At 72.1% G+C, this 7553-nt stretch carries 5 protein-coding genes; 2 read left to right on the forward strand and 3 right to left on the reverse strand.

Annotation, left to right across the window (positions count from 1 at the left end; translation table 11 throughout):
- Nucleotides 1-10: 10 nt before the first annotated feature.
- Together ABZV00_RS23300 and ABZV00_RS23305 are read right to left on the reverse strand one after the other, a co-directional pair.
- Nucleotides 11-1279, reverse strand: coding sequence for a deoxyguanosinetriphosphate triphosphohydrolase (locus tag ABZV00_RS23300; protein WP_355609628.1), 1269 nt, complete (start codon nucleotides 1277-1279; stop codon nucleotides 11-13).
- 72 nt (nucleotides 1280-1351) lie between these two features.
- Nucleotides 1352-1705, reverse strand: a complete 354-nt coding sequence (locus tag ABZV00_RS23305) for a VOC family protein (RefSeq protein ID WP_328419262.1) — start codon at nucleotides 1703-1705, stop codon at nucleotides 1352-1354.
- A gap of 251 nt (nucleotides 1706-1956) precedes the next feature.
- Here ABZV00_RS23305 and ABZV00_RS23310 point away from each other — a divergent pair, with 251 nt between their 5' ends.
- Nucleotides 1957-2457 carry a roadblock/LC7 domain-containing protein gene (locus ABZV00_RS23310; RefSeq protein ID WP_328419264.1) on the forward strand — a complete coding sequence of 167 codons (501 nt, stop codon included), beginning with the start codon at nucleotides 1957-1959 and terminating at the stop codon, nucleotides 2455-2457.
- A gap of 50 nt (nucleotides 2458-2507) precedes the next feature.
- Here ABZV00_RS23310 and ppdK read toward each other — a convergent pair whose 3' ends face one another.
- Nucleotides 2508-5243, reverse strand: coding sequence for a pyruvate, phosphate dikinase (gene ppdK / locus ABZV00_RS23315; protein ID WP_355609630.1), 2736 nt, complete (start codon nucleotides 5241-5243; stop codon nucleotides 2508-2510).
- Nucleotides 5244-5555: 312 nt separating this feature from the next.
- Between ppdK and ABZV00_RS23320 the strand changes: the two genes are divergently transcribed.
- A complete protein-coding gene (locus tag ABZV00_RS23320; protein WP_355609632.1) occupies nucleotides 5556-7286 on the forward strand; it encodes a beta-N-acetylhexosaminidase in 1731 nt (576 codons plus the stop codon).
- Nucleotides 7287-7553: the final 267 nt, after the last annotated feature.

Raw genomic sequence — 7553 nt, forward strand, 5'->3', positions numbered from 1 at the left:
TTAGGCTAGCCTAAGCTGCGCCACCCCCGGACGGCGGTGCTCCACCTCCCACCAGGCGGGTGTGCCAGGTCACCGCCGCCGGGTCGGTGAGCGAGGCGACCTGATCGATCACCACCCGCAGCCGGGCGGCGTCGTCCGGCGCGGCCCGCCACAGCGGGGCGAAGATCGGGTCGAGCCCGTCCGGCGCCCGCCGGACCAGCGCGCCCACCAACTCGGCCAGCATCGCCCGCTGCCGTTCGTAGCGGCCCCGGAAGCCGGAGCGACGCATCACGTAGCGCAGCGCGATGCCCTTGAGCAGGGCGCACTGGGCCCGGACCAGCCGCGGCACCACCAGGTCGGCGGCGTAGCGGCGATGCGGGCCGGCGCCGAACCGCTCCTCCGTGGCGGCCACCGCCGCGGAGACGAACCGGCCGGTCAACCCGCTGGTGGTGGCCTTCAGCGCGGCCTGGGCGCGGTGGCTGCCGTCGTACCCGACGAGGGGGGCCAGCAGCGGGTCGGCCAGCAACTCGACCAGCACCTCGGCCAGGTCACCCGGGGACTCCCCGGAGTAGGTGGCGGCCACGTCGGTGCAGAGCGCCGCCCGTTCATCGGCGTCGTCGAGCAGCGGACGCAGCGTGACGTACCCGCCGTGGATGCCGTCCTCCACGTCGTGCACGGAGTACGCGACGTCGTCGGCCCAGTCCATCACCTGCGCCTCCAGGCAGCGCCGGTCGCCAGGCGCGCCGGCCCGGATCCAGCCGAAGACGGCCGCGTCGTCGGTGTACACCCCGAACTTGCGCTGCCCGGGGCGGCGCAGCCAGGGGTACTTGCCGATCGCGTCGAGCGAGGCACGGGTCAGGTTCAGCCCGGCGGACGAGCCGTCCGGGAGGAGCACCTTCGCTTCCAGCCGGGTCAGCACCCGCAGCGTCTGGGCGTTGCCCTCGAAGCCGCCGCAGGGCGTGGCGAGCTGGTCCAGCGCCTCCTCGCCGTTGTGCCCGAACGGCGGGTGCCCGAGGTCGTGCGCGAGCCCGGCGACGTCCACCACGTCCGGGTCGCAGCCCAGCCGGGCGCCCATCTCGCGGGCGATCTGGGCGACCTCCAGCGAGTGGGTCAGCCGGGTGCGCAGGAAGTCGTCCGTGCCGGCGGTGTGCACCTGGGTCTTGGTGGCCAGCCGGCGGAACGCCGCTGAGTGCAGCACCCGGGCGCGGTCCCGCTCGTACGGTGACCGGCGGTGGCCGGTGTCCTTGGGCGGCTCCTCGACCAGCCGGGCGTCCGCCGCGACGGACGGCGGTGCGGTCAACCGGTCACCGGCTCACTCCTCGCGCTCGCGAAGCCACATCTTGCTCGCGACTGCGGGGCTCGCAAACCCGGCTCACTCCTCGCGCTCGCGAAGCACGCAGAACTCGTTGCCCTCCGGGTCGGCCAACACCGTCCAGTCCACCTGGCCCTGGCCGATGTCGACGTGCCGGGCGCCCATGTCGACGAGCCGTTCGACCTCGGCCTCCTGGTCGGCCGGACGAAGGTCGAGGTGCAGCCGGTTCTTGCGTTCCTTGCCGTCGGCCACCGGCAGGAAGACCAGGCCGGGTAGCTTGTCGACGGACTGGCGGATCTCCACCTCGTCCGGCTTCTCAGTGATGATCTGGTAGCCGAGGGCTTCGGCCCACCAGCGGGCCAGTCGGGCCGGATCGCGGGCATCGACGGTCAGGCTCTCCCAGACGCTGGTCATGCAGTCACCCTTCCCCCTCGACGGCGTGCGCAATCGGCGGTGTGCGAAGGAGCCAAGATTACGCCGGTCGGGGCCGCCCGGCCCGCCCGCGACGCCTCGTCCGCAGGCCCACAACCGCCGATTGGCCGGGAGTTGTCAACCGATTGCCGAGGGTTACGGGCTCGCGAGCGGAGGTCGCTACCGGTAGCGTTCCCAGCGCGGAACGTGACCAGCCGATCGACACGCAGAGCCTGACCGGTAAGGGGACGCTCGTGGACGCAGACACCGTGGTGGGAACGGAGCTACGCGGGTTGCGTCGGCGCCGTCCCGAGGTCGCCGGAGCCGTCCTGGCCGGCACCGACGGGCTACTCATCTCCAGCGACCTGCCCAGCACCGACGCCACCCACCTCGCCGCGCTCGCCGCGGCCAGCTTCGGGCTCGGCCACCGGATGGCCGACACGGCCCAGCAGGGCGAGTTCCGGGAGTCGGTGGTGCGCACCACCGCCGGCTGCGTGGTGACCTACCCGGCCGGGCGCAACGCCCTGCTGACCCTGGTCACCGTCGCGGCCGCGGAGGACCTGGAGGCGCTGCACGAGGAGGCCCGGGCGGTGGCCCATCGGGCCGGCTCGGTGCTGGACATCCGCGGCGGCGGGATCGGCAACACCGCCATGCCCGACGCGCACGCCCCGCTGGCCGTGCGTACCCCGATGGCCACCCTGCCGGCGCAGTTGCACCGCTCGGCCCGACCCACCTGGCGGCGCCCGCCGATCTGATCGCTGGTGCCGGCGGTGGCCCGGGAGCCCGGTCCACCGCCGGCCCTGCGTCAGCGGCTGTCCGACCCGCCGGTCTCCACCGCCGCCCGACCGGCCTCCAGCCGGGCCACCGGCACCCGGAACGGCGAGCAGGAGACGTAGTCCAGGCCGACCTCGTGGAAGAAGTGCACCGAGTCGGGGTCGCCGCCGTGCTCGCCGCAGACACCGAGCTTCAGCCCGGGCCGGGCGGCCCGGCCCTCCTCGGCGGCGATCCGCACCAGCCGGCCCACGCCGTCGCGGTCGATCGACTCGAACGGCGAGATGCCGAAGATGCCCAACTCCAGGTAGCGCCAGAAGAACGCGCCCTCGACGTCGTCGCGGGAGAAGCCCCAGCCCATCTGGGTCAGGTCGTTGGTGCCGAAGGAGAAGAACTCCGCCGCCTCGGCGATCTGACCGGCGGTCAGCGCCGCCCGGGGCACCTCGATCATGGTGCCGATCAGCACCTCGACCCCGCTGTCCCCGACCACCTCGGCGATGATCTTCTCGGCCTCGGCGCGGACCGTCTCCAGTTCCTGTACGGCGCCGACCAGCGGCACCATGATCTCCGGCTTGGCCGTCCCGCCGCCACGGGCGCAGGTGACAGCCGCCTCGGCGATGGCCCGGACCTGCATCGCGAACAGGCCGGGGATGACCAGGCCGAGGCGGACGCCCCGCAGCCCGAGCATCGGGTTCTCCTCGTGCATCCGCCGGACGGCGGCGAGCAGCGCCTCCTCCTTGGCCACGTCCTCGCCGCGCTCCTGGGCGACCGCGACGTTGACCGCGAGCTGCTCCAGCGGCGGCAGGAACTCGTGCAGTGGCGGGTCGATCAGCCGGACGGTGACCGGCAGCCCGTCCATCTCGCGGAAGATCTCCTCGAAGTCGGCCCGCTGCAACGGCAGCAGCGCCGCCAGCGCCGCCTCGCGCTCACCCTCGGCTCGGGCCAGGATCAGTCGCTCGACCAGCTCGCGCCGGTCGCCGAGGAACATGTGTTCGGTGCGGCAGAGCCCGATGCCCTCGGCGCCGAAGCGCCGGGCCCGGGCGGCGTCCGCGCCGGTGTCGGCGTTCGTGCGGACCGCGAGCCGCCGCTTGTCGTCGGCGTGCGTCATGATCCGGTGTACGGCCCGAACCAGCGCGTTGTCGATGTGCGCGGGGTCGAGACTGCCCTCGAAGTACTGCACCACCTCCGACGGCATGACCGGCACCTCGCCCAGGTAGACCTTGCCGGTGGTGCCGTCGATGGAGACGACGTCGCCCTCGCCGACGGTCTGCCCGGCCACGGTGAACCGCTTCGCGGGCACGTTCACGTCGATCTCGTCGGCGCCGGAGACGCAGGTCTTGCCCATCCCCCGGGCCACCACGGCGGCGTGGCTGGTCTTACCGCCGCGCGAGGTGAGAATGCCCTTGGCGGCGATCATGCCGTTCAGGTCGTCCGGGTTGGTCTCCCGGCGGACCAGGATCACCGACTCGCCCTCGGCGGCCAGCTCGACGGCCCGGGCGGAGGTGAAGACCACCTTGCCCGATGCCGCGCCGGGCGAGGCGCCGATGCCCTTGGCGACCGGCTGGAAGTCGTGGTCGAGCTGGAAGCGCGGGAACATCAGCTGGGCCAACTGCGCGCCGTTGACCCGGTGCAGCGCCTCGTCCAGGTCGATCAGGCCCTCGTCGATCAACTGCCCGGCGATGACGAACGCGGCGGCTGCGGTGCGCTTGCCGACCCGCGTCTGCAGCATCCAGAGCTTGCCGCGTTCGATGGTGAACTCGATGTCACAGAGGTCCTTGTAGTGCTCCTCCAGCCGGGCCATGATGCCGAGCAGCTCGTCGTAGGAGGACTTGTCGAGCTGCTCCAACTCCTGCAACGGCACCGTGTTGCGGATGCCGGCGACGACGTCCTCGCCCTGGGCGTTGGCCAGGTAGTCGCCGTAGATGCCCTGCGCGCCGCTGGCCGGGTCCCGGGTGAACGCGACGCCGGTGCCGGAGTCCGGGCCGAGGTTGCCGAAGACCATGGACACCACGTTGACCGCGGTGCCGAGGTCGGCCGGGATCCGCTCCTGGCGGCGGTAGAGCACCGCGCGCTCGGCGTTCCACGACTCGAAGACCGCCCGGATGGCCAGGTCGAGCTGTTCGCGCGGCTGCTGCGGGAACTCCCGACCGGTGTGCTTGACGAAGATCTTCTTGTACGAGTCGACCAGCCCGCGCAGGTCGTCGGCGTCCAGGTCCAGGTCGTTGTGGGTGCCCTTGGCGCGCTTGACCTCGTCGAGGGCGTGCTCGAACTCCTCGCCCGGCACGTCGCAGACGGTCTTGCCGAACATCTGGATGAGTCGCCGGTAGGAGTCCCAGGCGAATCTGTTCGCGCCGCCGGAGGCGGCCTGCTCAGTGGACCCGCCCGCCTGGGTGGAGAGCCCCACCACGCTCTGGTCGTTGAGGCCGACGTTGAGGACGGTCTCCATCATGCCGGGCATCGAGAACTTGGCGCCGGAACGGACGGAGACCAGCAGGGGGTCCTGCGGGTCGCCGAGGCGCTTGCCCATCGCGCGCTCCAGCGATTCCAGGTGCGCCTCGATCTGGCCGGCGAGCCCGTCCGGCTCCCGGCCGGTCGCGAGGTACGCCTGACAGGCCTCGGTGGTGATGATGAAGCCGGGGGGCACCGGCAGCCCGAGGTTGGTCATCTCGGCCAGGTTTGCGCCCTTGCCGCCGAGCAGGTCCTTGAGGTCCTTGTTGCCCTCGGAGAAGTCGTAGACGTACTTGTGATCGACGGTCTCTTGCGCTGCCACCAGAGCCTCCCACGCGCGCCGGATTGACACTTAACGAAGGTTCAGTTTCCTCATACCCCGGGACGGACCACCGGTAATCCCGGGGTTGACATCGATCGGTGGGCGAAGGTTAAGCGAACATCGAGCGGCCTGGGACCGTTCGGTGACAATAGGCACAGCCATCACGACTATCCGCGTTCGTACCGGTTTTTGGGAACGCTTCCACGCGCACGATCACGCATCCCGCCCTCTCGCCGTACTCTTGATGACAACGCAGCCAGCGAAACTCACTTTTGCCATATTCGGCGCGAATACACCCCCGGAGCCGCCGCCGTGTCGACCATCTCCTCCCCCGGATCCGCCGCCACCCCCGGCGCGGCCGGATCTACCGACCCGATCTCACTGTCGGGGCACGAACCGGACGCGGCCACGCTGGCCCGGGCCGCCGAACGGGCCGCCGGTGAGCTGCTCGCCCCGCCGGCCCCGGTTCGCCTGGCCGACGTCGTGCCCGCCCCGCAGGAGGTCGAGCCGAACCCGGCCGAGGACTGGCTGCTGCCGGCCGAGGCGGTCATCGTGGCCAGCGCCGATCCCGCCGCGCTGGCGGTCGCCGAACAGCTCGCCGAGCAGCTGCGTCCGGCCACTGGATACCCGCTGCCGGTGACCGACGCCGCCGGGCCGGCACCGGTCGACGGCATCGCGCTGGTCCTGACCGACGACGACGGCCTGGGCCCCGAGGGGTACCGGCTGGCCGTGACCCGGACCGGGGTCACCGTCACCGCCGTCACCGCCGCCGGTCTCTTCTACGGCGCGCAGACCCTGCGTCAACTGCTGCCACCGGCGATCGAGAGCCCGGTCCCGGTCGCCGAGCACTGGATGCTGCCCGGCGGGTCGATCGTCGACCGGCCCCGATTCCCGTACCGCGGCGCGATGCTCGACGTGGCGCGGCACTTCTTCGCCGTCGCCGACGTACTCCGGGTGATCGACCACCTGGCCCGGTACAAGCTCAACCACCTGCACCTGCACCTGACCGACGACCAGGGCTGGCGGATCGTTGTCGACTCCCGGCCACGATTGACCGCCGTCGGCGGGACGACCGAGGTCGGCGACGGCCCCGGCGGGTTCTACACGAAGGCCGACTACCGCAGGATCGTCGAGTACGCCGCCGCCCGGCACATCACCGTGGTGCCGGAGATCGACCTGCCCGGCCACACCAACGCCGCGCTGGTCGCGTACCCGGAACTGGCACCGGACAAGGTCGCACCGCCGCCGTACACCGGCACCGAGGTCGGCTTCAGCTACGTCGACCCGGCCGACGAGCGGACGTACGACTTCATCGCAGACGTGCTGGGCGAGGTGGCCGCGCTCACCCCGGGGCCGTGGCTGCACATCGGCGGCGACGAGGCGTTCAAGGTCAAGGGCGAGGTGTACACCGGTTTCGTCGAGCGGGTGCAGCGGATCGTCGCCGACACCGGTAAGACCGTCGTCGGCTGGCACCAGCTCGCCCCGGCCGCGCACGCCGACGGACGGGTGCTCCAGTGGTGGGGCACGAACGGCGAGGACTCGGCCATCACTGCCGAGGCGGTACGCCACGGCGCCCGGCTGATCGTCTCCCCCGGCAACCACGCCTACCTGGACATGAAGTACGCCCCGGACACCCCGGTCGGGCAGGACTGGGCCGGCCTGATCGACGTGCGACGCGCGTACGACTGGGATCCCGGGTCACACGTGACGGGCGTGCCGGAGGCGGCGGTACTCGGCGTGGAGGCCCCGCTCTGGACCGAGTCGATCACCTCGCTGGCCGAGATCGAGTTCATGCTGTTCCCTCGGCTGCCCGCCATCGCCGAGCTGGGCTGGTCGCCCCGGGCTACGCACGACTGGGCCGGGTTCCGCGACCGGCTGGCCGGACACGGCCCGCGCTGGACCACCGCCGGGATCACCTTCCACCTCTCCCCCGAGGTCCCCTGGCCCACTGAGGGGATCGGCTCCGCCCAGCCGACCCGCCCACACCTCCCGACCCAGCCCGACCCCGGTACCGTCCCCGTCCCAGTCGCCGACCAGCCCTGACCGCCCCGCACCCGCGACCTCGCCTCACCCGTCACCCAGGCCCTCGCAGGCCGCGAGTCGGGCGAAAGACCGACGGCCGGGCGGAAGACCGACGGCCGGGCGGAAGACCGACGGCCGGGCGGAAGACCGACGGCCGGGCGGAAGACCGACGGCCGGGCGGAAGACCGACGCTCGGGCGGAAGACCGACGCTCGGGCGGAAGACCGACGCTCGGGCGGAAGACCGACGCTCGGGCGGAAGACCGACGCTCGGGCGGAAGACCGACGCT

Origin of the sequence: Micromonospora sp. NPDC005173 (assembly GCF_040608515.1) — a bacterium.
Classification (GTDB): Bacteria; Actinomycetota; Actinomycetes; order Mycobacteriales; family Micromonosporaceae; genus Micromonospora.

Coding starts and splice junctions, on each gene's coding strand:
- ABZV00_RS23305 (WP_328419262.1), bottom strand. CDS start 1,705: ATGACCAGCGTCTGGGAGAGCCTGACCGTCGATGCCCGCGATCCGGCC.